General features: G+C 45.3%; 25 protein-coding genes and 1 rRNA gene. 6 read left to right on the top strand and 20 right to left on the bottom strand.

The genetic code is table 11. The features are described from left to right. Positions 1 to 67 precede the first annotated feature (67 nt). From rpsF to GFS24_RS23390, 4 genes are all read left to right on the top strand, one after another. Positions 68 to 421, top strand: coding sequence for a 30S ribosomal protein S6 (gene rpsF / locus GFS24_RS23405; protein WP_153663856.1), 354 nt, complete (start codon positions 68 to 70; stop codon positions 419 to 421). A gap of 3 nt (positions 422 to 424) precedes the next feature. Continuing rightward, a complete protein-coding gene (gene rpsR / locus GFS24_RS23400; RefSeq protein WP_074240327.1) occupies positions 425 to 691 on the top strand; it encodes a 30S ribosomal protein S18 in 267 nt (88 codons plus the stop codon). A 6-nt stretch (positions 692 to 697) separates the two neighbouring features. Then, positions 698 to 1,144, top strand: a complete 447-nt coding sequence (gene rplI, locus GFS24_RS23395; RefSeq protein WP_153663854.1) for a 50S ribosomal protein L9 — start codon at positions 698 to 700, stop codon at positions 1,142 to 1,144. 317 nt (positions 1,145 to 1,461) lie between these two features. After that, positions 1,462 to 1,875, top strand: coding sequence for a hypothetical protein (locus GFS24_RS23390; protein ID WP_153663852.1), 414 nt, complete (start codon positions 1,462 to 1,464; stop codon positions 1,873 to 1,875). Between the two features lie 44 nt (positions 1,876 to 1,919). On the opposite strand, the gene GFS24_RS23385 is transcribed toward GFS24_RS23390, so the two are convergent. From GFS24_RS23385 to GFS24_RS23300, 18 genes are all read right to left on the bottom strand, one after another. Then, positions 1,920 to 3,194 (bottom strand): ABC transporter permease, encoded by a 1,275-nt coding sequence (locus GFS24_RS23385; protein WP_153663850.1) that lies wholly within the window; start codon positions 3,192 to 3,194, stop codon positions 1,920 to 1,922. Between the two features lie 88 nt (positions 3,195 to 3,282). Next, positions 3,283 to 4,659: an NADH-quinone oxidoreductase subunit N gene (locus GFS24_RS23380; RefSeq protein ID WP_153663848.1), complete on the bottom strand. Its 1,377-nt coding sequence runs from the start codon at positions 4,657 to 4,659 to the stop codon at positions 3,283 to 3,285. Positions 4,660 to 4,679: 20 nt separating this feature from the next. After that, on the bottom strand, positions 4,680 to 6,122 hold the full coding sequence (locus GFS24_RS23375; RefSeq protein WP_153663846.1) for a NuoM family protein: 1,443 nt from the start codon (positions 6,120 to 6,122) through the stop codon (positions 4,680 to 4,682). 25 nt (positions 6,123 to 6,147) lie between these two features. Then, entirely contained in the window at positions 6,148 to 8,046 is a 1,899-nt protein-coding gene (nuoL, locus tag GFS24_RS23370) for an NADH-quinone oxidoreductase subunit L (protein WP_153663844.1), read from the bottom strand. 24 nt (positions 8,047 to 8,070) lie between these two features. Further along, a complete protein-coding gene (gene nuoK / locus GFS24_RS23365; RefSeq protein ID WP_153663842.1) occupies positions 8,071 to 8,388 on the bottom strand; it encodes an NADH-quinone oxidoreductase subunit NuoK in 318 nt (105 codons plus the stop codon). A 47-nt stretch (positions 8,389 to 8,435) separates the two neighbouring features. Further along, positions 8,436 to 8,930, bottom strand: a complete 495-nt coding sequence (locus tag GFS24_RS23360; protein WP_153663840.1) for an NADH-quinone oxidoreductase subunit J — start codon at positions 8,928 to 8,930, stop codon at positions 8,436 to 8,438. Between the two features lie 12 nt (positions 8,931 to 8,942). Further along, on the bottom strand, positions 8,943 to 9,464 hold the full coding sequence (gene nuoI / locus GFS24_RS23355) for an NADH-quinone oxidoreductase subunit NuoI (RefSeq protein ID WP_153663838.1): 522 nt from the start codon (positions 9,462 to 9,464) through the stop codon (positions 8,943 to 8,945). A 24-nt stretch (positions 9,465 to 9,488) separates the two neighbouring features. After that, complete coding sequence (nuoH, locus tag GFS24_RS23350) at positions 9,489 to 10,547, bottom strand: NADH-quinone oxidoreductase subunit NuoH (protein WP_153663836.1); 1,059 nt, start codon at positions 10,545 to 10,547, stop codon at positions 9,489 to 9,491. Positions 10,548 to 10,555: 8 nt separating this feature from the next. Next, a complete protein-coding gene (locus tag GFS24_RS23345; protein ID WP_153663834.1) occupies positions 10,556 to 11,653 on the bottom strand; it encodes a 2Fe-2S iron-sulfur cluster-binding protein in 1,098 nt (365 codons plus the stop codon). A gap of 56 nt (positions 11,654 to 11,709) precedes the next feature. Then, positions 11,710 to 13,077: an NADH-quinone oxidoreductase subunit NuoF gene (nuoF, locus tag GFS24_RS23340; protein WP_153663832.1), complete on the bottom strand. Its 1,368-nt coding sequence runs from the start codon at positions 13,075 to 13,077 to the stop codon at positions 11,710 to 11,712. Between the two features lie 248 nt (positions 13,078 to 13,325). Next, positions 13,326 to 13,820, bottom strand: a complete 495-nt coding sequence (gene nuoE, locus GFS24_RS23335; RefSeq protein WP_153663830.1) for an NAD(P)H-dependent oxidoreductase subunit E — start codon at positions 13,818 to 13,820, stop codon at positions 13,326 to 13,328. A gap of 28 nt (positions 13,821 to 13,848) precedes the next feature. Next, positions 13,849 to 15,066, bottom strand: coding sequence for an NADH-quinone oxidoreductase subunit D (locus GFS24_RS23330; RefSeq protein ID WP_153663828.1), 1,218 nt, complete (start codon positions 15,064 to 15,066; stop codon positions 13,849 to 13,851). Between the two features lie 25 nt (positions 15,067 to 15,091). Continuing rightward, the gene (locus GFS24_RS23325) at positions 15,092 to 15,613 is read right to left on the bottom strand and encodes an NADH-quinone oxidoreductase subunit C (protein ID WP_153663826.1); all 522 of its coding nucleotides are present in this window, start codon (positions 15,611 to 15,613) and stop codon (positions 15,092 to 15,094) included. 19 nt (positions 15,614 to 15,632) lie between these two features. Next, positions 15,633 to 16,196, bottom strand: coding sequence for an NADH-quinone oxidoreductase subunit B (locus tag GFS24_RS23320; protein WP_153663824.1), 564 nt, complete (start codon positions 16,194 to 16,196; stop codon positions 15,633 to 15,635). A gap of 69 nt (positions 16,197 to 16,265) precedes the next feature. Then, complete coding sequence (locus tag GFS24_RS23315; RefSeq protein WP_253906574.1) at positions 16,266 to 16,598, bottom strand: NADH-quinone oxidoreductase subunit A; 333 nt, start codon at positions 16,596 to 16,598, stop codon at positions 16,266 to 16,268. A 578-nt stretch (positions 16,599 to 17,176) separates the two neighbouring features. Then, the gene (locus GFS24_RS23310) at positions 17,177 to 18,922 is read right to left on the bottom strand and encodes a lipopolysaccharide assembly protein LapB (protein WP_153663820.1); all 1,746 of its coding nucleotides are present in this window, start codon (positions 18,920 to 18,922) and stop codon (positions 17,177 to 17,179) included. A 295-nt stretch (positions 18,923 to 19,217) separates the two neighbouring features. Next, positions 19,218 to 20,948, bottom strand: a complete 1,731-nt coding sequence (locus GFS24_RS23305) for a tetratricopeptide repeat protein (protein ID WP_153663818.1) — start codon at positions 20,946 to 20,948, stop codon at positions 19,218 to 19,220. Positions 20,949 to 20,985: 37 nt separating this feature from the next. Then, positions 20,986 to 21,885 (bottom strand): substrate-binding domain-containing protein, encoded by a 900-nt coding sequence (locus GFS24_RS23300; protein WP_173003173.1) that lies wholly within the window; start codon positions 21,883 to 21,885, stop codon positions 20,986 to 20,988. 571 nt (positions 21,886 to 22,456) lie between these two features. Here GFS24_RS23300 and GFS24_RS23295 point away from each other — a divergent pair. Together GFS24_RS23295 and hisS are read left to right on the top strand one after the other, a co-directional pair. Further along, positions 22,457 to 22,888 carry a low molecular weight protein-tyrosine-phosphatase gene (locus GFS24_RS23295; protein WP_153663814.1) on the top strand — a complete coding sequence of 144 codons (432 nt, stop codon included), beginning with the start codon at positions 22,457 to 22,459 and terminating at the stop codon, positions 22,886 to 22,888. Between the two features lie 31 nt (positions 22,889 to 22,919). Further along, on the top strand, positions 22,920 to 24,263 hold the full coding sequence (gene hisS, locus GFS24_RS23290; RefSeq protein WP_153663812.1) for a histidine--tRNA ligase: 1,344 nt from the start codon (positions 22,920 to 22,922) through the stop codon (positions 24,261 to 24,263). A 69-nt stretch (positions 24,264 to 24,332) separates the two neighbouring features. Here the strand turns inward: hisS and GFS24_RS23285 are convergent, their stop codons facing one another. Then, positions 24,333 to 25,289 (bottom strand): SDR family oxidoreductase, encoded by a 957-nt coding sequence (locus GFS24_RS23285; protein WP_153663810.1) that lies wholly within the window; start codon positions 25,287 to 25,289, stop codon positions 24,333 to 24,335. Positions 25,290 to 25,423: 134 nt separating this feature from the next. Then, positions 25,424 to 25,535: ribosomal RNA gene (rrf, locus tag GFS24_RS23280) — 5S ribosomal RNA — on the bottom strand. Positions 25,536 to 25,544 lie beyond the last annotated feature (9 nt).

Genomic DNA, 25,544 nt, shown 5'->3' with positions numbered 1-25,544 from the left:
GAAATTACCCCTATCTTTGCACTCCAATTTTTATTTTTTTTACATTATTAACAAACAAGGGAAAATTATGTCAAACTACGAATTGATGGTGATCTTTACCCCTGTGCTTTCTGAAGAGGACTACAAAGCCATTCAGAAAAAATTCGCTGACATTATCAAGGATAATGGCGGTGCAATTGTGCACGAGAATCCCTGGGGTCTAAAATCACTGGCGTACCCAATCCAGAAGAAAACCACGGGCATGTTCCTGGTTCTGGAGTACACTGCGCCATCCGACCTCAATGAGAAGCTGAAGATTCAGCTGAATCGCGATGAAAATGTATTGCGTTACATGGTGAACAAACTGGACAAGCACGCGCAAGCGTACAACACCCGGAAAAGAGGTAACCTGAATGCTGAACCTAAACCAGTAGAAGCTTAAGTTATGGCAGTAAAACAAGAAATCAAGTACTTAACAGCCGTTAAGCAGGAGAAGCGCCAGAAGAAATACTGCCGCTTCAAGAAATTAGGTATCAAGTATGTAGATTACAAAGATGCCGAGTTCCTGAAAAAATTCCTGAACGATCAGGGCAAGATGCTTCCTCGCCGTATCAGTGGTAACTCTCTGAAATTCCAGCGCAAGGTAGCTGAGGCTATCAAGAAAGCTCGTCAAATGGCTTTATTGCCTTATGTTACTGACCTTTTAAAGTAAGAAACAATGCAAGTAATCTTAATACAAGATGTAGATAATCTGGGCCAGAAGAATGAACTGGTAACTGTAAAGAACGGTTACGCCAGGAACTTCCTGATCCCACAAAAGGTTGCCGTAGAAGCAAGCTCTTCCAACCTGAAGCAACTGAACGAACGCGTGAAGGTGCAAAAGGTGAAAGAAGAAAAAATGATGGCTGAAATCGCGAAAGTGGTGGAAGTTCTCAAAGCTTCTCCTGTGAAGATCGGTGCTAAAACTGGTACTTCCGGCAAGATCTTTGGTAGTGTTACCGGCGTTCAGATCGCACGTGCTATCAAAGAACAAAAAGGATATGAGATCGACCGTCGTCGTATCCATATCATTGGCGATGTAAAAGAACTGGGTTCTTACAAAGCACGCCTCGATTTCGGTAAAGGAAACGATACCGAACTGGAATTCGAAGTGGTAGCTGAGTAATCTCCCGCTGATATTTGTGAAAAAGGGTTGTTTGTCTATGATGAACAACCCTTTTTTAACCTAACACAATCCACTGATAATCAACAAATAGCCCAAACCAAGTCCACCTCAAGTCCACCTCAAGTCCACCTCAAGTCCACCTCAAGTCCACATCATCTCCACACCAAGTCCACACCAAGTCCACACCATCTCCACCATTCTCCCATAGTTCTCCCATCACCCTCCCATCATTCTCCCATTATTCCTTTACCCATCACTCAACAATTGCCCCACTTTACTTGTAATTAACTGGTAACCTAAATTAATCCCCCGTCAACATGAAAAAGATCTTCGCAGCCCTGCTGCTCCTGTCAGTAACCAGTTCCGTTACGCTCGCACAAAGTGTGCTGGACAAAGCAAAAAATACCGCTAAAGCCGCGCAAGCTGCCGGCATAGATGTGAATGGCATGGCCAATTCAATTATTGGGAAACTGGTACCAGCCCTCTCCCTCTCAGAAACGCAAAAGCCGAATGTCCTGACAGCCGTAACCGGATTCCTGAAAGATAAATCAGGCATCATGGGATTAGCCAATACGGACAAAGCAGCTTATGCCTCTAAATTCGCTGGTCTGCAAGGTGGATTGTTTAAAAAGCTGAAAGGATTATTAACGGTGGCACAGTACACCAAGTTCCTGGGGCTGAAACCTAAAACGAACGATGCAACGAATGCATTATCCCAACTGTTCTTTTAAAAAAACGATCCCGGGGAAAAGCTTCCCCGGGATAGTAAATGTTTTTATTCGTAACGCAGTGCCACAATAGGGTCCAGCTTGGCAGCCTTCATGGCAGGATAAATTCCAGAGATCAACCCAACCGTAGCACACAACAGGATCCCCCCAATGATCCAAAGCCAGGGCACCAGGAAAGTTGTTCCCATCACCAAAGACAGCAGGTTCCCGATCATCATTCCCAGGATCACTCCACTCACTCCTCCCAACACACTGATCAGGATCGCCTCCACAATAAATTGCTTCTTAATAGTGGACGACGTGGCCCCCAGGGCTTTACTCACCCCAATTTCACGCGTGCGTTCTGCCACAGACACCAGCATGATATTCATTAAACCAATGGCAGAACCAAAGAGTGTAATAAATCCTATTAACCCCGCAGCCATGGTAACAGTAGCTAAACTATTGAATAACATTTCTGCCACACTATCACTGCGGCTCATGTAGAAGTTATTCTCCTCAAAAGAATTCATCTTCCGGATCACCCTGAAATCACCGGTGGCCTCTCCGATAGCCGCGTCTATTTGGGCCACATCATTTACATTCACATTCACCTGGTAGGAAGCATTCGGTCTGTTAAATACCCGCCGCGTACTGGTAACCGTTGTCACCACCACATTATCCGCACTGAAAAGATTACTGCTACCCTTGCTTCCCAGGATCCCTATCACCCGGTACCGCACGTTTCCTACCCGCACATTTGTATTCAGTGCCTGCTCCGGTTTATCCGGGAACAATTTCTTCACCACATCATTTCCCAGGATAGCCACATTCCGCCCGGACTCAAGATCCGCTTTATTGAAATTACGGCCCATCAATAGGTCGTAATTAGATAATTGCAAATAGTTATCATCCCCTCCTATCACCTGCACTGTGGGGTTAGTTTTCTTTTCGTCTTTATATACCGTCATGCCACCACCCGCACGAAAAGAAACACCTACCGTAGCCGGGAAATTATACCGCTCTTTAAAAGCCATCGCTTCATCAAAAGAGATCACCTTGTTCTTGTTGGAATTACGCACTTTCAGCTTCTGGCTGGTGCCCCGGGTAGCATTACCCCGGCCGCCGATCCGGATATTTAGCTCCCGGTTCCGGATGGAAAACCCATTCGCCCCCATATTGGCAAAACTGTCATAGATCTTGTTCTGCATCACATCGATGGCAGTGAGTATCCCTACGAGGGCCATGATACCAATAGCTATGATAGTCACCGTCAGGAACGTCCTTAAACGGTTTGCAGTGATGGAGCGGAGCGCCAGAAAGTATATATCGCGAATTTGCATAAATACGGGTTATAGTAAAGTTAATCTAAAACCCATAAAAAAAGCGCTCCTTGAAAAGAAGCGCCTTCTAATATAGTTGTATGCTAAATTACAGGAATTGAAGCAGCAGGTTCGGGAAGATCCCCAGCAGGATAATTATTCCTGCACCAACCACCAGCACAGCTTTGAAGCCGATAGTGATAGGTTCTGAGGTTTCCGCATCACCCGCCTTGAAATACATGGCTATGATCACACGGAAGTAGTAGTAAGCACTCACTGCCGCACATAATACCGCCAGGATCACCAGCCACAGCAATTGTCCCTGTTGCACCGCTGCGCTGAGCACAAAATATTTGGCAAAAAATCCCGCCGTTAAAGGGATACCCGCCAACGACAACAGGAAGATCGTATTTACCAAAGCCAGCACCGGATGTTTCTGGGCCAGGCCGTTATATCCTTCAAAAGTATAGTCCTTCAGTTTCAGCAGGATAGCAAAAACCCCAATGGTAGCCACACTGTAAGCCACAGAATAGAGGATGATCCCCTGGCTGGACCTTTCATTCACCGCCACAATGGCAAAAAGCATAAATCCTGCCTGCGCAATACTCGAGTAAGCCAGCATCCTTTTTACACTTTGCTGGAATACCGCGGTAAAGTTACCGATCAGCAAAGTAGCTGCCGTAATGATAGCGATGATCAGTTGCCAGTGTGTGCTAAGGTTTCCACCCGCAAAGCTCACATGGAACAAACGCATGAAAGCAATAAAACCGGCCGCTTTCACCACAGTAGCCATAAAGGCAGTAAATACAGTAGGAGAACCATCATATACATCCGGCGTCCAGAAATGGAAAGGAGCAGCAGATACTTTAAAGGCCAGCGCAAAACCCAGCAGGATAATACCACATAAAGCCAGCGGACTCAGATCACCCGTTCCAAGACCCATTTCACGGATATTGAAAGTACCGGTAGCACCATAGATCAGGGCAATACCCATCAACAGGATACCTGTTGTGAAGGAGCCCATCAAAAAGTATTTCAGGGATGCTTCATTACTTTTCAGGTTCTTCTTGTCCACACCGGCAAGGATATATTGCGGAATAGAAATGATCTCAATAGCCAGGAACAGCATGAGCAGGTTGTAAAAAGAACCAGATAGTGTGATCCCGGCAAGGATAAAGAAGGTCAGTGCAAAATAATCCGCCACATCATCTCCCGCTTTTTCAAATGCGCTGCCGCAAAGAACAAAATAAAGGAAGGTAGCAGTAATAGCCACTGCATTGAAGAGCACAGAGAATTTACTTACTTCGATCATGTTGTGCAGTACAACACTCCCATTGGTCACCAGCTGGGCGTCAAACCAGTTGGCAATAAAAGCAATGATAGTGCCGGCAACAGCATAATATTTAATGTGCTGCCTGTTCTTTACGAACAGCCCGATAAACATCAGTACAATTCCAAATACAGCAGTAGAAATTAATGCGTTCATATCTTAGCGTTACAGAATCTCTATTTAAAATTAATGGCATTCACTAACAGTGAAGTACTGTTTACCAGTTCCAGCAGTGGTTTGGGATAAAAGCCCAAGATAAAGATCACTGCTACCACCACTCCAATGGCCAGTATCTCTCCTGCCTTCAGGTCTCTCATCGAAGCCGTTTGTGCATTGGCTTCTCCAAAGATCACCTTTTGCAGCATCCGCAACATATACACGGCTGACAGGATAACAGCAACACCTGCCACCGCAGCAAACCATGGATTATACTGGAACAAACCGCTGAACATCAGGAACTCCCCGATGAACCCGTTCGTTAAAGGAAGCGCAATATTTGCGAAGCTTACGATCACCAGTGCAATCGCCAGTTTCGGCGCATGCGTGGCAATACCACCCATTTCATTCATATTCTTTGTGTTCAGCCTGTTCTGTATCACTTCCACCAGCATCCACAAACCAATGATATTGATACCGTGGTTGAACATCTGCACCATCACACCCTGCATGCTTTGCTCGTTATTCGCAAAAATAGCAGCACTCATTAAACCAATGTGTGCAATAGAAGAATAAGCGATCAGGCGTTTAATATCAGATTGCATGATAGCGATGCAGGAAGCATAGATGATCCCGATCACTGATAATACAATAGCCGCCTCCTGCCACATGTAAGCACCTTTCGGCAATACAGGCAACAACCAGCGCACAACAGCAAACAATCCCATCTTCACCATGATACCACTCAGCACCATCGTTACCGGAGTAGGAGATTGCTCATACGTATCCGGCTGCCAGGTGTGGAAAGGAAATACCGGCATCTTAATAGCAAAGGCCACAAAGAATAACCAGAAGAGCCAGGATTGCTCCGTACTGCTCAATTGCATGGAAGTGAATGTCGTCCAGCTGAAAGAACCGCCAGGCGTTTGGCTATAGATATAAATGATGCCAACCAGCATCAGCAGAGATCCTGCAAAAGTGTATACAAAGAATTTAAACGTAACAGGCACTGCTCTTTCCCCACCCCACATAGAACAAAGGAAGTACACCGGAATAAGCGCCAGTTCCCAGAACATATAGAACAACAAAGCATCGTAAGCAGTGAACACACCTATCAATCCGGCCTGGCTCAATAACATCAGACCATAGAATGCACCCGAACGCTCATAATTCCTGCTGAAAATGGTGATGAAGATAAGCGGGAAGGAAATAGCCGTCAGCAGGATCAGCATCACGCCCATGCCATCCAATCCTACATTGAACTGCGTACCCAGTTGCGGGATCCAGTCTACTGTAAATTGTAATGCATCCGGTGCAGTCTTAAACTTTAACCAGGCAATTACTGCAATCACCAGTGTGGCTAATGATGACAACAGGCTCAGTACTTTCGCACTGGCACCTTTCGTTCCGAATGTGATCAGACCTGTTATCAAAGGAAGCAATATGAGTAATACTGTCAACATATCTTTTTCTTAATCCGCTATCGATTTATAAAAACAAACTGATCACAAACAATACGATCATACCAATCACCATCGCAAAGATGTAAAAGCCTACCTGCCCGTTCTGCAGTAACCGGATCTGCCGGCTGCTCCATTTCACGCCACGGCCCACACCATTTACAGTAGCATCAATGCCAGATCGCTCCACCGTATCCTGGAAAAATCCGCTCAATACCATCAAAGGTTTTACGATAACAGCTTCATACAGTTCATCCACATACCATTTATTCTCCAGCACTTTGGCAAGGCCGGTATTTGCAACACCATTATCCTGGTACTGTCTGAACTTGCTTCTCGCAAAGAAGATCACAATGATCACCAGCCCGGAGCTAAGCCCCATCAGTCCCCATTCCAGCTCATGGCTCAAATGATGTGCATGCAGGAAAGGAGCAGAAGGTGCAAAAATGGGAGACAAATATTCCCCCAGGAAATGCGGCACACCAAATACTTCCGGCATACCCACATAACCACCGATCACAGAAAGCACTGCCAGGATGACTAGCGGGAACGTAATGGCAGCAGGACTTTCATGCAAATGATGTTCCTGCTCATGCGTACCGCGGAATTTACCCGTGAATGTGATGTAATATAAACGGAACATGTAGAAGGCCGTCAGTAAAGCACCGATCAAAGCCCCTGCATAAATGATCTTGTTAAAACCAAAGGCATTTGCCAGGATCTCATCTTTAGAAAAGAAACCGGAAAGACCAGGGATACCGGAAATAGCCAGACAGCCGATCAGGAAAGTGATATTCGTTATAGGCATCCACTTTTTCAATCCACCCATTTTACGAATATCCTGCTCGCCACCCATAGCATGGATCACAGAACCAGAACCAAGAAACAGTAATGCTTTGAAGAAAGCATGCGTCATTACATGGAACACCGCAGCTGTATAAGCGCCAACGCCCAATGCTACGAACATATAACCCAACTGGCTCACCGTAGAGTAGGCCAGTACTTTTTTAATATCATTTTGCTTCAGTGCAATCGTGGCAGCCAGTAAAGCAGTTACCAGTCCTACAATAGCAATGATGCTCTGAATGCAGGGAGCCAGGGAATAGATCACGTTGCTGCGTGCTATCATATAGATACCCGCCGTTACCATCGTGGCAGCATGTATCAATGCAGATACCGGAGTAGGACCCGCCATCGCATCCGGCAACCAGGTATATAAAGGAACCTGTGCAGATTTACCCATGGCGCCAATGAAGAGCAGCATGGCCACTGCAAAAAGCACCCCGCTGTTCTCACCCAATGTTGGCACCTGTGCAAAAACATCCGAGAAAGTAACAGAACCGAACTGCTGGATCAGCAGGAAGATGCCCAGCAAAAAGCCAAGGTCACCAATCCGGTTCATGATGAAAGCTTTGTTAGCCGCTTTATTATAAGAAGTGTTCTTAAACCAGAAACCGATCAGCAGGTAAGAGCAAAGCCCTACACCTTCCCACCCGATGAACATCATCACGTAGTTAGCGCCCAGCACCAGGATCAGCATAGAGAATACGAACAGGTTGAGGTAAGCAAAGTAACGGGCAAATCCTTCGTCACTTTCCTCATGCATGTAAGAAGTAGAGTAAATGTGAATGAGGGACCCAACGCCTGTGATGATCAGCAGGAACAAAGCGCTCAGCTGATCTACCTGGAAGGCAAAGGGAATATGAAGGTTACCTACACTAATAAAGTCAAACAGCGTCACAACCTGCGGCATAAAGCCCGGTTGGCGCACTTCAAAAAAGATGAACAGGCTGATCACAAAAGCCGCTAATACGCTGCCGCTGCCAATTACGCCTGTCAGCGATTTAGATAAATACCTCCTGCCCAATCCATTGATCAGGAAACCTAACAACGGTAAGAACGGTACCAGCCAAACAAGATGTATCATCGATCTATACTATTTTTAAATTCCTTAGTTTTTCAATCTGCTGAGAATATTGATGTCTACCGAATGTGTGTTACGGTACATCATCACAATAATGGCCAGGCCCACAGACACTTCCGCTGCTGCTACCACCATTACAAAAAATACAAAGAGCTGAGCAGAAGCAGCATCTGTTCTGCCCGCATCTACCCACATCTTGGAAAATGCTACCAGCAACAGGTTCACTGCATTGAGCATGAGCTCTATGCACATGAAGATGATAATTGCGTTCCTGCGCATCAATACCCCCATAATGCCTATGCAGAACAGGGCGATACTCAGGAAAATGTAATATTGAACCGGCATATTATATGATTAGCTGGCCACACAGGCCAATGAACATTCGTGAATGATTATTTTCTCCCAATTACAACCGCACCTACCATCGCGCTCAGGAACAATACGCTGCTGAGTTCAAAAGGCACCACATAACTGGTGAACAATGTTTTTCCAAGGTTAGAGATCAACCCAATGTCAGAAGACGCTCCTGCATTGATGGCGGGCAAACTAGCTTCCCGCAGCGCACCTACCAGTACCAGCAACAAAGCGCCGCCACTGATAGCTCCTGCATATTTTAACCAGTTACGCTTCTGTGGTTCTATCTCCGCATTGAGGTTCATCATCATCAGTACAAAGAGGAACAGTACCATGATGGCGCCGGTGTACACAATAAGGTGTACAATAAAAAGGAACTGCGCATTCAGCATGATGTAATGCCCTGCTATTGCAACAAAGCAAATGATCATGCACAACACGCTGTTAACGGGATTTTTGCTTAAAATAACACCCAGTGCAGCTGCAATGGCTATTGAAGAAAGCACAATAAAAATAATCTGTTCTATACTCATTCCCATTGCTAGTTAGTCTTTCTTAGTTACAGTGAGTGGATGCTTAGGATCAGGGATCAGCAGATCATCTTTTCCATAGATAAAACCTTTACGCTGGAAATTAGAAGGAGCAAAGGTTTCTGTCATGTAAATAGCTTCTTTGGGGCAGGCCTCTTCACAGAAACCACAGAATATGCAACGCAGCATATTGATCTCGTAACGGGCCGCATATTTCTCTTCACGGTATAAGTTCTCCTCTCCTGTTTTACGCTCCGCCGCTTCCATCGTAATGGCCTCAGCAGGACAAGCCACTGCACACAAACCACAGGCCGTGCAACGTTCGCGGCCTTCCTCATCCCTGTTCAGCACATGTAAACCACGGAATACCGGGCTAAAAGGCCGCTTTTCTTCAGGATAACTAATAGTAGCTTTCTTCTTGAATATATGCTTAAAAGTGATCCCCATGCCCTTAGCAATAGCCGGCAAATACATCTTCTCCCAAAATGTCATGGGCCGTCTGTCCACCGGTTGTGCTCTGTTCGTTAGTGTTTGCATATAATGAGTTTCGAATGTTATGTATTAAAATCCAATCGTGCGGTACAGGATCACACCACCAGTTACGATCATGTTCACCAATGCCAGTGGTATCAATATCTTCCAGCCAAGCTTCATCAATTGGTCATAGCGGAAACGCGGTAACGTCCAGCGAACCCACATGAAGAAGAAGATGAACATAATTGTTTTTCCGAATAATATAACCATGCCCAGGATGGTCACCATATTAGGGCTCAATCCCAGGCTATCCAGGAACCAGAAATGATAACCACCGAAATATAAAGTAGCCATCAGCACAGAGCTGATAAACATATTGATATACTCTGCAAACAGGTAAAAGCCCAGTTTCATGGAAGAATATTCCAGGTGATATCCACCATTCAATTCATTCTCTGCCTCTGGTAAGTCAAACGGAGTACGGTTACACTCAGCAAAGGCACAGATCAAAAAGATCAGGAACCCTACAGGCTGCAGGAACACATTCCAGATACCACTTTCCCGTTGTTGCTCTACAATATCTTTCAAACTGGGAGAACCACTGATCATAAACAAAGCGATCAGCGCAAGCCCCATCGGCAACTCATAAGAGATCACCTGCGAAGCTCCGCGGCAGGCAGCCAGCAAAGAGAACTTGTTATTGGAAGCCCAGCCCCCTATCATAATTCCATACACACCCATACCTACCACCATGATCACCCACAACACACCAATATTGATATCCGCGATCTGTAAGCTCACTTCTCTGCCCGCAATCGTCAGCACATCTCCCCAGGGGATAACAGCACTGGTCATACAGGCAGTAAGCATGGCCATAGAAGGACCAAGTATAAATAAGAACTTATTAGCCGTAGAAGGAATGATCTCTTCTTTAAAGAATAATTTTCCACCATCCGCTAAAGGTTGTAATAAACCAAACGGACCGGCACGGTTAGGACCACGGCGGTCCTGGATCCAGGCTGCTACTTTTCTTTCCAGCCAGGTAGAATACATGGCAATTACCAATGACACGCCCAACACTGCCGATATGAGCAGTATCTTCTCCGTAACATAAAACCAATCAATTGCTATTGTGAGTAACGTCATATCTCGCTTTATTGAACACCATTGCTTTTAGGGAAATCATTGGAATGTGCGGGGCCATCTATCTTGCTCAGATCAACAGCAGGCATGTTCACTTCGCTTATGTCGTGAATGTCCATCAGCAATTTGGGTGCGCGGCCATCCATTACTTTCGCGATCGTTTCATCCGGTTTATGTACACCTACATAGTGACCCTGGGAGATCACACTATGGCGGGAAACCTTACGCGGTCCTTCCACCGTCCAGTCTTTCGGATCTTTCCTTTCAAACCGGCAGGTATCACAGATGAATTCTTCTACTTCGCCATATTTATCTTTCCGTGCAGTTACCCGGAATATTTCATCACCTCTCAGCCACAATACCGCTTTACCGGAACATTTAGTACACTCGCACTTTGCATCCACCGGTTTCAGGAACCATACCCTGTTCTTGAAACGGGCAGTTCTGTCCGTCAATGCTCCTACAGGGCAAACGTCAATCACGTTACCAATGAAATCATTGTCCAGTGAATTCTGAATATAAGTACTGATCTCAGAAGCGTCACCGCGACCAAGTATCCCGTGTTCACGTTTGTTAGTGAGTTGATCAGCTGTGAACACACAACGGTAGCAAAGGATGCAGCGCGTCATGTGCAGCTTGATGTGATCACCAATATCTATCTTGTCAAAAGTTCTGCGTTTAAATTCATAGCGGGTAGCAGAAACGCCATGTTCATAGCTGAGGTCCTGCAGATCACATTCACCAGCCTGATCACACACCGGGCAATCCAACGGGTGATTCAGCAAAAGGAATTCCACTACACCTTTGCGGGCATCCAGTACTTCAGGAGAAGTGATGTTGCCAACTTCCATACCATCCATCACCGTTGTACGGCAACTGGCCACCAGCTTAGGCATGGGACGAGGATCCGCATCAGATCCTTTGGATACTTTTACGAGGCAGGTACGGCATTTACCACCGCTGCCCTGCAGTTTAGAATAATAACACATCGCAGGCGGCACCACATCGCCTCCAATTAAACGGGCGGCATTCAGGATCGTCGTACCCGGCTCCACCTCTACGGTGATGTTATCTATCTTAACCTTAAATAATTTCTTTTCTTCCGCCATTGTTCTAAAACTTTGCATTCCCCGGAAAGCCATTCATCCGGGTCAAAATTATTTTATCAAACAGCAGCAGCAGTTGCTACTACCGGCAAGGGATCTGCATAATGTGCCAGTCCAAAGTTGCGTATCATCGCTTCTTCCGGATGCGTCACGTGCCATTCAAATTCATCACGGAAATGACGGATCGCTGCCGCAACAGGCCATGCAGCTGCATCACCCAGCGGACAAATAGTATTGCCCTCTATCTTGCGCTGGATATCCCAGAGCAGATCGATGTCCGTCATTTTGCCTTTACCGTTCTCGATGTTCAGCAATACTTTCTTCATCCAACCTGTTCCTTCACGGCAAGGACTGCATTGTCCGCAGCTCTCATGGTGATAGAAACGTGCGAGGGACATTGTATGACGCACCACACACTGATCTTCATCCAACACAATAAAGCCACCCGATCCCATCATGGAACCAGTAGCAAAACCGCCATCGTTCAGGCTTTCATACGTCATCATCCTTGGTTCGCCTTTTGCCGTTTTCAGCAACAGGTTCGCAGGCAGGATGGGAACAGAAGAACCACCAGGGATACAAGCCTTCAGGCGTTTGCCATTCGGTATGCCACCACAGAATTCATCAGAATAAATAAATTCCTCCACAGAAATGTTCATGTCAATTTCATAAACACCAGGTTTATTGATATTGCCACAAGCAGAAATAAGTTTAGTACCCGTAGATTTTCCCGTACCATATTTTGCATACTCATCTCCGCCGATATTGATGATGGGCACCACTGCTGCCAGTGTTTCCACATTGTTCACTACGGTGGGAGATTGCCACAAACCCTTTACAGCAGGGAATGGAGGTTTGATACGGGGATTGCCACGTTTACCTTCAAGGGATTCGATCAGCGCCGTTTCTTCACCACAGATATATGCACCCGCACCGCGTTGTACATAGATCTCCAGGTCATAACCAGTTCCCTGGATGTTCTTACCCAGCCAGTTATTTTTCTTCGCGTCGTTGATCGCTTCTTCTAAAATATCAGGGATCCAGGCGTATTCACCACGGATATAAATGTAAGTGCAGTTGGCGCCAAGTGCAAAGCTGGAGATCAGCAGACCTTCAATGAGAAGGTGTGGAAGGAATTCCATCAGGTAACGGTCTTTGAAAGTACCTGGTTCAGATTCATCCGCGTTGCAAACAAGATAGCGGGGTACGCCTTCCGGTTTAGCCAGGAAGCTCCATTTGAGGCCGGTTGGGAAACCTGCACCACCACGGCCACGCAGGCCACTTTTCTTCACCTCTTCGATCACCAGTTCCGGGCTCATGCTTTTCAGGGCCTTTTCAGCAGCGGCATAGCCACCGTTGTTCCGGTAGGTATCATAATACCGGATGCCTTCTATATGCGCCTTGTCTAACAATAATTTTCGTCCCATTGTCTCGCTTTATATAGTGTTCCTTATGATCGGAACAAGATTTTTTTATCAGCTTTTTTTGCTTTGTTCAGCCGCCGTTGTGTCACTCACTTGTACGGTTGGTGCTTTATTCAGCGGCTAATCTCTTATTACCCCTGCCAACTTGTTTTTGTTAATACCCCTCCACAACTACAAGGCAGATTCCTTCTTTTATTCCCCTGCCAGCTTAGTGTTGCAAGTACTTCACCGCAACTACAAGGCAGCAACCCCTAGTTCGCTTTAGACCGGCACTCCGCAATGATCTCATCCACCTTCGCTTTGGTCAGATGCTCTCTGAAGTGTTTACCCAACTGCATCATCGGCGCATAACCACAAGCCCCCAGGCACTCCACTGTTTTCAAAGTGAAAAGCCCATCAGTCGTTGTTTCACCATTACTGATCCCCAGCGTTTCTTTGATGTAGTCAATGATATTATCAGAACCATTCAACATGCAGGGCCCGGTATGGCATACCTCAAAGAGATATTTACCAACAGGTTTCAGGTTGTACATGGAGTAAAAGGTAGCCACCTCATACACTTCAATCGGCTCTATCTGCAGCAGGGATGCCACATAATCCATAGACTCCGCACTCAGCCAACCACCAAAAGATTCCTGCGCCAGGTGTAAAACCGGCAGCAGCGCACTCTTTTGCTTTCCTTCCGGATAGCGGGCTATGATCTCTTTTACTTTATTCAGATTCTCTTCAGAAAATTGAACGGCCATTTATAAAACTTCTTTATTGTTAATCTTCTTAAGCATCCAACTCACCTGCGATCAGGTTGAGCGAACTCATACAAATGATAGCATCACTCAGCATCGCTCCTTGTACCATCTCAGGATAAGCCTGGTAGTAAATGAAACAAGGCCTCCGGAAATGCAAACGGTAAGGAGAACGTCCCCCATCACTGATCAGGTAAAAACCAAGTTCACCATTCGCCCCCTCAACAGGATTGTACAGTTCCCCAGGTAAAATATCTGTCTCTCCCATGATGATCTTAAAGTGATAGATCAGCGCTTCCATTTTCGTATATACATCAGATTTATCCGGCAGGTAATAAGCAGGTACATCTGCATGGTACACATCTGCAGGCAGGGACTTCAATTTATCCATCGCCTGGCGGATGATACTGAGACTCTCCCATTGTTCCGCATTACGCACCAGGAAGCGATCATAAGTATCGCCAGTGGTACCAACGGGAATAGAAAAATCAAAATCCTCATAAGAACAATAAGGATTCGCAATGCGCACATCGTAATCCACACCCGTAGCCCTTAAGTTAGGTCCGGTAAATCCATAGTTCATAGCCCTTTCAGCAGTAATACCTCCTACTTTCTGGGTACGCTCCATGAAAATACGGTTACGTGTGAAGAGGTTTTCAAACTCTTTCAGCACCGCAGGATATTCCGCAAGGAATTTCTCTATCTTCTGGAAAGCAGCCGGTGTAAAGTTCCTTTCAAAACCACCTACACGGCCAATATTAGTAGTGAGGCGGGAGCCGCACACTTCTTCATAGATCTCATATACCAGCTCACGGTACTGCATCACATAGAGGAACCCTGTAAAGGCGCCACTATCTACCCCTATCACAGAATTACAGATCAGGTGATCCGTAATACGTGCCAGCTCCATGATGATCACCCGCAGATAATCCACCCGCTTAGGCGTTTGGATCCCCAGCAGTTTCTCTACCGTCAGATGCCAGCCCATGTTATTAATAGGAGCAGAACAATAGTTCAGCCGGTCTGTTAACGGCGTGATCTGATAATACGGTCTCCGCTCTGCAATCTTCTCGAATGCACGATGAATATAACCCACAGTAGGGGTGGCGGACACAATGCGTTCGCCATCCATCTCCATAATATTCTGGAACACACCATGCGTGGCAGGGTGTGTTGGACCCAGATTGAGCGTGCTGGTTTGCTTCTCTATGGAACCGTCCGGTAATTTTATATGTTGCTGCTCTGACATATCCTGGCTAAATAAAATTCAAAATTTAGATCCCTGTACTTCCTCCACGGCCAAACATTTCATCATCCTTATCCGTTCTGCTCTGGTCTTCCAGCGGGAATTCCTTACGCATCGGGAAGTAATCCATCTCATCCACATTCAGGATGCGGATCAGGTTTGGATGACCTACGAAATCAACACCGTAGAAATCATACGTTTCTCTTTCCATCCAGTTAGCGGAAGAAAAGATCTGCGTAGCCGTAAACACCTGAGGTGTATTTATATCCGTAAACACCTTAAAGCGCACACGCACATTATCAACAAAATTATGCAGGTGGTACACAACAGCCAGTTCGACTCCTTTGTTATCAGGATAATGCACCGCTGTGAGATCAGAGAGGAAACGGAATTGCAGATCACTTTCATCGTAAAGGAACTGCATCACTTTGAGATTGATCTCCTTGGGAGCATGAAAAGACATCATCCCGAAAGACTCCTCGAAATTGGTCATTACATCGCCAAACTTCTCTACCAGCCTGTTTTTTATATGCTCGTTCGTCAAAGACATGTATAAGCTATTAACTTTTCTATTGTATTCCGTAGGAAGTCATCAACTCCTGGTACCGGTCTGAATGGCGGCGGCGTAAACTTTCCTGCCCCACCAGTTCCTGGATCCGCATGAACCCGTCAATAATGGCTTCCGGCCGCGGAGGACATCCTGGCACATACACATCCACCGGGATCACCTGGTCAATACCCTGCAACACAGAATAGGTATCAAAAATACCACCGCTGCTGGCGCATGCTCCCACAGCAATTACCCAGCGTGGCTCAGCCATCTGCAGATACACCTGGCGTAAAACCGGGGCCATCTTCTTCGCAATGGTACCCATCACCATCAGCAGATCACACTGCCGTGGCGTGAATCCTATACGCTCAGAACCAAAACGGGAAATATCGTAGTGAGAGGCCATGGTAGCCATGAATTCAATACCACAACAGGATGTGGCAAAAGGTAATGGCCAGATGGAGTTTTTCCTTGCAGCACCAATTACCTTATCAAATGAAGTAGCGAAAAATCCTTCGCCGGTATAACCTTCTGGTATTTCTACCAGCTTCACCTTGTCGTTAAACTGAACAGGACGAGACATAATCTTTACCCTCCTTCTCTCCCCGCTTTAAACAGGGAGAATTTTATAATTAGTTAACTTAAATCCATACTAATCTTCCCAACGCAGCGCTCCCTTCTTGATAATGTAGAAGAAACCTGCCATGAAGAAGCCTACAAATGCCAGCATAGCCCAAAAGCCATCCCATCCTAAAGCCTTAAAATTAACAGCGTAAGGGTAGAAAAAGATCACCTCCACATCGAATAAAACGAAAAGGATAGCCGTGAGGAAGTATTTAACAGCCACAGGCTGACGAGCATTTCCCATTTGCTCAATACCACTCTCAAAATTCACCAGCTTATCACTGGTTTTCCGTTTAGGTCCCAGAAAGTGGGTGGCAACCATGGTAACGCCAACAAATCCCAAAGCTGCAATCAATTGCAAAACGATAGGGAAATAACTAAAAGGAGTGTTGCTAGCAGTCAAAAATTCAGAGGCAAAAAACATAAGCTTCCCAATATAATTGTCCGAAAGCGCAAAAATACTGCAAGAAATGCATAAATCAAATCCATGACGGGGGAAAATCTAATCTTTTTTTTGTATATGTAATATAATCAGATATGATTGGTTGGGTTTCCGGAGTTTCCACATGCATAGTTGTTTGGGTATGACAATTCCTAAACAATTGATCATAAAGCACTAACAACAAAAATGCCCCCGGTAACAACCGGAGGCACCTTAAAATAAGTGGCTGAAATATAATTACTTGACTTTTGTCAAAATATAACCTTGAGTTTTTGCTTGGTTTTTTGCTTTTTTCAACAGAAACCTCCTCAAAAGAGAAACTTGCTAAAAGTAGAACTTCCCAAAAGGAAGAAACTCTTCCCAAAAAGAAAAAAACCTCTGCCCTTTGCTGCGCGGCAAACTCCTGGCTTTTACTTCGTTTATTGCTTTTCCTCAAAAGAAACTCTTCCCAAAAAGAAAAAACCACCGCCCTTTGCTGCGCGGCAAACTCCTGGCTTTTACTTCGCTTTTGCTTTTGCCGGAGCATTTGTCTTAGCCGGAGCCGCATTCTTATTGCTCAGGTTATCCTTGATCTGTTTAATAGGCTCACTATTCGGATCCAGCGGTAAAAGCTTATCCATATACTTCTGCATATTGGTCTTATCATCTTTATTATAATAATACACCATCAGGTAAGTATAAGCTTTCACCAATCCCGCCTTATTCTTGGCACTATCTACTTCCGCCATGGAAATATACTTCTCAAAGTAAGGAAGCGCCAGCCCTGTTTTAGCCTCCACATCCTTACCAGCAGACGTCATCCCCTGCCAGTAATGCCCCGTAGTAAGTTCCGGGTAATTAGTAGCCAGCTGGGTAAACGCCTCCCCAGATTTATTCAGCATATTAGTATCTGTGGTAACACCCGCAGAAGCGCGGTAATAGTTAAAGCCCACATTAAAGTAATCAACCGCAGCAGGTTTCTCTTTCAACTCCGTCTTCAGGTCAATATACTTTTGATACCATTCCGCTGATTTGTTATATACACGGGCAGCATTAAATGCCTTCGCCACACTTTCATACCTGTCCAGGTCCTTTACAGTATCTGAAGAAGCATATTTCTCCAAATAGTTTAAGGCCTTCGTGTCTATCTGTTCCTGGGTGGCAGAATCCTGGTATTTAATACGACCGTAGATCTCGCTACCTAGTTTAAAATCAATAGGTTCCAGTTTATCTTCTCCCGTTTTCTGGGAATATTCATCAAAGGTCTGCTTGGCATTCAGGGAATCCCCTTTTTGCAGGTAAGCATCCGCGATCATGCGGTTCAGCTTTGTTTTATAGGAATCATTGGCCTGAGGCACCAGGCTTTTGGCCTTTGCTATCGCGCCATCATAGTCTTTATCAAAGAACATAATGGAAGCGAGGTAATATTCATTCTTGATCCGATCGTTCGGGTCAGAGAGAGAAAGATACTTCTGGAGGTTCTCTTTTGCTTTAGGCAAAGAGAACTGCTGTGGTTTGGGAGTGTAGTAAAACTGGTACAGTTCGTAGAATACCGGAGCATAATTAGGATCCAGGGTAGCTGCTTTCGCATAATCCCCTACAGCCTGTTGCAACAGTTTGGCATTGTAGTTCACATGTCCTTGTTTCATTACCGCTTCTGCATTATTGGCTTCCAGTTCCAGGGCCTTTTCATACGCTGCTATGGCTTTACCGCCATTTTCACCGCCCAGGGAGCGGAAAGCATCTCCCAGTTCTATATAGTCAGTAGCAGTAGCGTTATATACATCCCGCTTTTTGGCGCCTTCATTATTGAGCAACGTCTGCATGGTGGTCAATGCGAAATTCCTGTCCCCACCCTTTACTTCTGTATTGGCATCCGCTATGGCCCGGGCCACTTCACCATTCTTACCTTTTGTAGTGGTGTTAGCTGCATCAAACTTCTGACGGGCAGCAGAAGCATTGCCACTCAGCAGGTCCATGCGGCCCATACCTGCCGTAAGCAGGGGGGAGTTGGGAACAGCCTGCAATCCTTTTTGGAATGCTGCAGTTGCCGCTTGTGTGTTTTCCAGGCCAAGTTCTGAGATCCCCAGATAGTAATAGCCTCTGTCCTCAGTAGGTTTAGCGGCAATCACTTTCTCGAAATCCTGCTTTGCTCCGGCGTATTTGCCGTAATAAAGCTTCTTAAGTCCATCCTCTATTGACTGAGCCATGACCCCGCTGGCCAGGAACAGCAAGGCTATTAAAGTGCTGATACGCTTGTTCATGGGTTTTAGTTTTAATCCGTAAAATTCATACCGGAGTCAGTTTAGTTTACAACCGGTATAGGTTACTTGTATAAAAAACATGCCAGAAAGAGAGCGAAGTCCGGCAAATTGGGGGCTTACTCTTAACTGAATTTACTCATTTCTTACGGTAAAAACAATGCATGAAAAGTTAAATCTGCCCGGTTTTTAAAGGCTATTGGGAAAGAAGCAGTTACCCCTTCCCCGTTTACCCCATAAAAAAAGCAGCGCTCATGAGCGCTGCTTTTTTACCGGATCAAATTATCCTAAAATATTATTATTTCGTGCCTTTAGAAGCAGGAGCCTTTGGAGCAGCTGCACTACCACCGGCAGCAGCTTTATTGGTAGACTCCAGATATTCCTTCACCTGGCGAACTGTTTCGTTAGCCGGATCAAGTGTTACCAGTTTGTCCATGAAAGGCTGCATAGCCGCTTTATCATCCTTATTGTAATGATACAGCATCAGGTAAGTATAAGCATTGATAAGGTTCCTTTTAGATCTTGCTTCATCTTCAGGCTTAATCATAGATATATACTTCTCGAAAGGTTCTTTCGCTTTACCATCCTTAGCCTGCTGATCTTGAGCAAAGTTAGCCATGCCTTTCCAATAGAAAGCAGTCAGCTGTGTAGGATATTTAGCAGTGAAATCAGTCCAGGTTGAATCTGATGCAGTGTAATTACCTGCATAGTACTCATAGAACCCTTTGTAGAACTGATCGTTCATAGCTGATGTATTCTCTTTGAACTCCAGTGCTTTACCATACCATTTAGCAGCCTTAGCGTAGTTACGCATATCTTTGAAAGATTCAGCTACAATACGGTATTTATCAGCATCTTTCGCAGTATCTACTTCAGCATATCTTTCCAGGTAGTTACCAGCCTGTGCCATGTAACCTGCATTAGTAGCAGAATCAGCATGTTTCAGCTTACCATAGATGGCGCTCAGCAATTTGAAATCCAGCGCTTCCAGTTTATCTTCTCCAACCGCTTTTAAACGATCATCCATCAGTTGCTTGGCAGTGAGGGAATCGCCTTTTTGCAGGTGTGCATCAGCAGCCAGCAGGGTCAGTTTACCTTTGTATACGTCGTTCGCAGAACCCAGCAATGCTTTTGCTTTGCTGATAGCACCATCATAATCTTTAGAATAGAAAGCGATGGCAGCGAGGTAGTATTCATTTTTGGTTTTATCAGAAGGGTCACCCACTTCTACATATTTCTGCAGGTATTTAGAAGCATTAGGCAGAGAGAACTGCTCTTTCTTCTGTGTGATGTAGAACTGATAAAGCTCAAAATAAGCAGGTGCATAATTTGCATCCATGTTAGTCGCTTTTGTCCAGTCACCTACAGCCTGTTGCAGCAAACGTGCGTTGTAATTTACAAGCCCTTGCTTCATCACAGCCTCAGCGTTGTTAGGATCCAGTTCCAGGGCTTTTTCGTAAGCGCCAATAGCTTTACCGCCATTTTCGCCACCCAGGAAACGGTAAGCATCGCCCAGTTCAATATAATCAGCCACCGTAGCGGTGTACATTTGTTTTTTCTTACGTCCTTCGTTATTCAGCAGTTTCTCCATAGTGGTCAACGCATAACCACGATCTCCTGTAACAATTTCACTGTTGGCATCAGCAATAGCACGTGCAACATCTCCATTACGGCCTTCAGTGGCAGTGCTGGCAGCTTCAAACTTTTGCTTAGCTTCTGCATTCTTTCCGCTCAGGAGGTCAATACGACCTAAACCTGCAGTCAGCAGCGGAGAAGTTGGAACCGCTGTAAGACCTTTTGCAAAGGCAGCAGCAGCACCTGCCTGGTTTTCTAATCCCAGTTCAGCTATGCCGAGATAATAATAAGCGCGGTCATCTGTTGGTTTCGCAGCTATCGCTTTTTCAAGGTTCTGTTTCGCGGTTTGGAATTTGCCATAGTACAAATCCTTTAAACCATCTTCCACAGATTGTGCCATGGCCCCGTTGGCTATGCAGAGCATGGCTACAAATAAACTTTTCCTTCTGTTCATGAGCAATCCGGTTTTAGTTGTGTTTTATCAGTATTTATTATTTCAAAGTAGCTTCCCGGAAGACAATATTCAGCCTTGCAGGATACAATTTAAATTTCCCTATCAGGAGTTGGCCTTCCTGGCCTCCGAGGAAAGTGGCAAACCCCGCGCCCAGGCCCTGATATGGTTCTTTCAAGATATAATACATACCCCGTGTGAGCGGGTATGATTTCATGCCAATGTAAAACTGGTACGGCAGCACAAAGTCAGTATAACCGTCAGCACGTAATTTCACTGTGGTCACCTTCTTTGTAAAATCAATCGCCGTAGAATCATTTGTATCTGAGATCCAGTTCACGCCTATCACCCCTATTGCATTCTTGTTCTTGGATACGTGATCTATCACCTCAGGATTTGTTTTCGCTGCCATTGTAGTAGCTGGCAAAGGTTTACCCTTGTTGATGGAATCTCGGATGAAACGCACCGTGCTGGAATTCTGATTGTCAAATACGATCTGCCATGGCTTATCAGATTCACCTGCCATGATCTTGCGCACCTGGTCCATCGTAAGGATGGAATCCGGATTAGCATGGTTCACGATCAGGGCAATAGCATCAGTAGCCAGCTTCAGGCTTTGCGGACGGATCTGTTCCTTTTTAAAATATTCCTTTTCCTCTTCTTTCAGTTCCCTGGTCACAATGATCATCCTTGAACTATCGCTGAACAGATCTTTAAAGCAATCTGCCTCCGGTTTATATTCAGCAATGATCTTTGTTTTGGGATATAAAGATTGAAACACTTTTATCTCTGAATCTAAGAGCGGTTTGTAAGTCTCATCCACAGAGATACGGATAGTTCCGCTGGTGGGAGTATCCTTTTCTTCTCCGTTAGAAGTTGATCCTGAATTACACGCAGTTATAACCACCATGCTACTCATGGCTGCAAACAAAACCCTCATCCAGTTTTTAGTTCTTAAAAACATACGCACTGTCTGTCTAATGGTGACGAAATAATAGGATCAAAAAAATAATTGTTTAACTCCCCTGTACACACGAAATAATCCATACGCACATAAAATACCACCTAGTGTATAAAGTACTTCCGGTGATAAAGAAAGTTGGCCAAAGCCTAACCTCTCGGAGAAAAAAGCATATAAGCCAAAGGCTATAAAAAATACTCCCCTGATCAACTCACCCATTGGGCGGTAAGATACATTCATTCGTTTGTTCCTGTGTTCGTTCTCCTGTTGCATGGTGGCAAATTACAAGTATACAAAAAAAATTGTTTTCTGGTAGTGATAGAAACTTATTCGTTTGTTAAAAATCTTCAGCAGCCTTCATTTAAGAGATGCGCAGCCATCCGATTTCCATATTACAGTAAAGTTTTAACATATGCAATTGCAGGAGAATGCATTACAGAATCCCTGAAAATTCGGTAGGTTTGCGGTCAGAAAAATGAGGAGGAAGCGGCGCCAGCAAGGAAAATAAGCCACTGGTTACCAGCCGTTTACTCTTCCAGAAACAACAACAATGAAGATATTGATGGTTTGCCTCGGCAATATTTGCCGGTCTCCCCTGGCGGAGGGCATTCTCCGCCATATGGCAGAACAAAAGCATTTGAACTGGGAAATAGATTCCGCCGGTACCGGGAACTGGCATGTAGGACATCCTCCGGACGCCAGGTCTGTAAAAGTTGCCAGGCAGCACGGAATTGATATCTCCCGACTCAGAGGCAGGCAATTCCAGGCAGGCGATTTTGATACTTTCGACAGGATCTTCGTGATGGACCTGGACAATTACCGGGATGTGCTGCGCAAAGCCAGGAAAGATACAGACCGTGAAAAGGTACAATTATTGCTCGAACACCAGCAACCCGTACCAGACCCATGGTATGATGATGCACTCTTTGAGCCTGTCTACAACCTGATCTATAACGCTTGTGAACGCATTGTAAATCAGTAAACTATTTTATTCAAATTCATTCCTGATCATAATGGCAAAATTAAGTATCCCCGGAGGTACACGAGATTTCGGACCGGATGTTGTACGCAAACGCAATTACATCTTCGCAACCATCCGCAAAACGTTCGAACTATATGGATTTCAGCCGCTGGAAACCCCTGCGATGGAAAACACCTCCACACTCCTGGGTAAATACGGCGAAGAAGGAGATAGGCTTATTTTTAAGATCCTGAACAACGGTGATATCATCGGGCAGGCACAAATGGCCAAAGACAGCAGGGAGCTGGGGTTATTGCTCTGTGAGAAATCCCTGAAATATGACCTTACCATCCCTTTTGCTAGATATGTAGCCATGAACCATGGCAAACTCAACCTCCCGTTCAAACGCTATCAGATCCAGCCTGTATGGAGAGGAGATCGCCCTGCACGCGGACGTTACAGAGAATTTTATCAATGCGATGTGGATGTGGTAGGCAGCAATTCCCTCATCAATGAAATAGAACTCCTGAAGATCTACGATACTGTACTCACCGATCTCGGCATGAAAGGTTATCAGCTGAAAGTGAACAACCGCAAGATCCTCGCGGGATTAGCGGAACTGGTAGGCCGTACTGATCTGATGATCGATATCACCGTTGCCATTGATAAATTAGATAAGATCGGCGAAAACGGTGTACGGGATGAACTCACGGAACGTGGTTTACAACCTGCAGAGATCGATACCGTAATGGATTTCATTGCAGTAGAAGGTACGAATGAAGAAAAACTGCAAAGGCTCGGCGTATTACTTTCTGCTTCTGAAACAGGTCTGAAAGGCATTGAAGAATTGCGTTACATATTGAACGGTAACCTCGCTACTTTCAATTCAGATCCAGTGATCGATCTTACACTGGCACGCGGCCTGAATTATTATACAGGGATGATCGTAGAAGTAAAAGCTCCTCCTGGTGTAAATATGGGCAGCATTGGCGGCGGCGGCCGTTATGATGATCTCACCAGTTTATTCGGTTTACCCGGTATTTCAGGTGTAGGTATTTCTTTTGGTGTAGATCGTATTTACGATGTACTGGAAGAACTCCAGTTATTCCCTGCAGCAGCACAACAATCTACAAAGGTGATATTCTTCCATCCGGGGGAAGGCAGGCTGGCAGAGGTTTTCAAGTATGTATCCCAGGTACGTGAGCGAGGCATCGTAACAGAGTTGTTCACAGAAGATATCAAGCAGGATAAACAATATAAATATGCTGAGAAGCGCGGTATTCCATTCATTGCATATGTAGAAGATGATGCACCGGATACCATCTTCATTAAAAATATTCCCTTAAAGCAAAGGTTCACCATCAAGCCGGAAGAACTGGCTGACTTTGCCTTCTAATTGCTAAACAAAAAGCGCTGTAAATACAGCGCTTTTTTTATCACAACTAAACTAAACAATAAATAGGTGTTATTCCCATACAGTAGCCCCTATCTTTTTCCCAGACAGGAACCGCCAGTAGCTATAAAATTCATCATCACACTCTTTGTATTTATAATCAGGAATAATTTTCTCTATATAATTCCGCCAGTGAGGTATGTTCCCGTCAACATCAATAAATCCATATTCATCAGACATGTTCCAGGAACTAAATACTCTGCCCGTCTTCTCAAATACATCCGGATCAGCCGCCAGCGCTGCTGCAGCACGACCAACAAAATAGGGTGTCTCAGAAGCAATAAAATTAGGATCCACCTTAGTTCCCTCCTGCCAGTTCGCTTCTGTTACACCAAAGTGTTCTAACATGGCTTCTGACCGCAGAAAACCTGGTGTCAGGGCAAGTGCTGTAATATGATGCTCCTTTAATTCCTCAGCCATTCCAAAAGCAAGACGGATAATAGAAGTCTTCACCAGGTCATAGAACAGGTGCCCGCGATAAAAGAACCCATCACCATCCGTAACCTCTATGATCAATCCTTTCTTAGCCGGGATCATCAAAGGGATGGCATATTTACTCGTCAGGATGTGCGTGTGCACAGCCTGCTGCATCATCTTAAATCCATTCGAAAGATCTTCTTCCCAGAAACATTTGCCCCATTGCATGAGCGCATCTCCGCCCCACACATCATTCACCAGGATATCCAGCCTTCCTTGTTCTTTTGTAATTCGTTCAAATAATGCAGCTACCTGTGCTTCATCACTATGATCTGTTTTCACAGCAATGCCCGTTCCGCCTTTGGCAGTGACCATCTCTGCTGTTTCTTCAATAGTTTCCGGACGGTTACTGCCAGAGGCTAAGTCTCCCCGGGTACTTCTGCCTGTACAATAAACAGTGGCTCCGGCTTCTCCGAGCATGCATGCAATGCCTCTGCCTGCGCCGCGTGTAGCACCAGCTACAACAGCTATTTTTCCTGATAGTGGTTTCATGTGTGTGTTTGGGTTGAAATGTAAAAGTGCGGGATGGCTACGCAAGGTATCTGCGCAGTGGGAAGGGTTAATTGGGGGTGGGGTATAAAAACAAAAGAGCCTTATCGAATAAACGATAAGGCTCTTTTTAATAAATATGGCAGCTACCTACTCTCCCGCATGATAGTGCAGTACCATTGGCCATGAGGGGCTTAACTTCTCTGTTCGGAATGGGAAGAGGTGAACACCCTCGGCAAAACCACCATAAGATCTTTA

Source organism: Chitinophaga sp. SYP-B3965 (assembly GCF_009647655.1).
Classification (GTDB): domain Bacteria; phylum Bacteroidota; class Bacteroidia; order Chitinophagales; family Chitinophagaceae; genus Chitinophaga.
The sequence above is the reverse complement of the archived record's forward strand: the minus strand, read 5'-3'. Positions and strand labels throughout refer to the sequence as shown.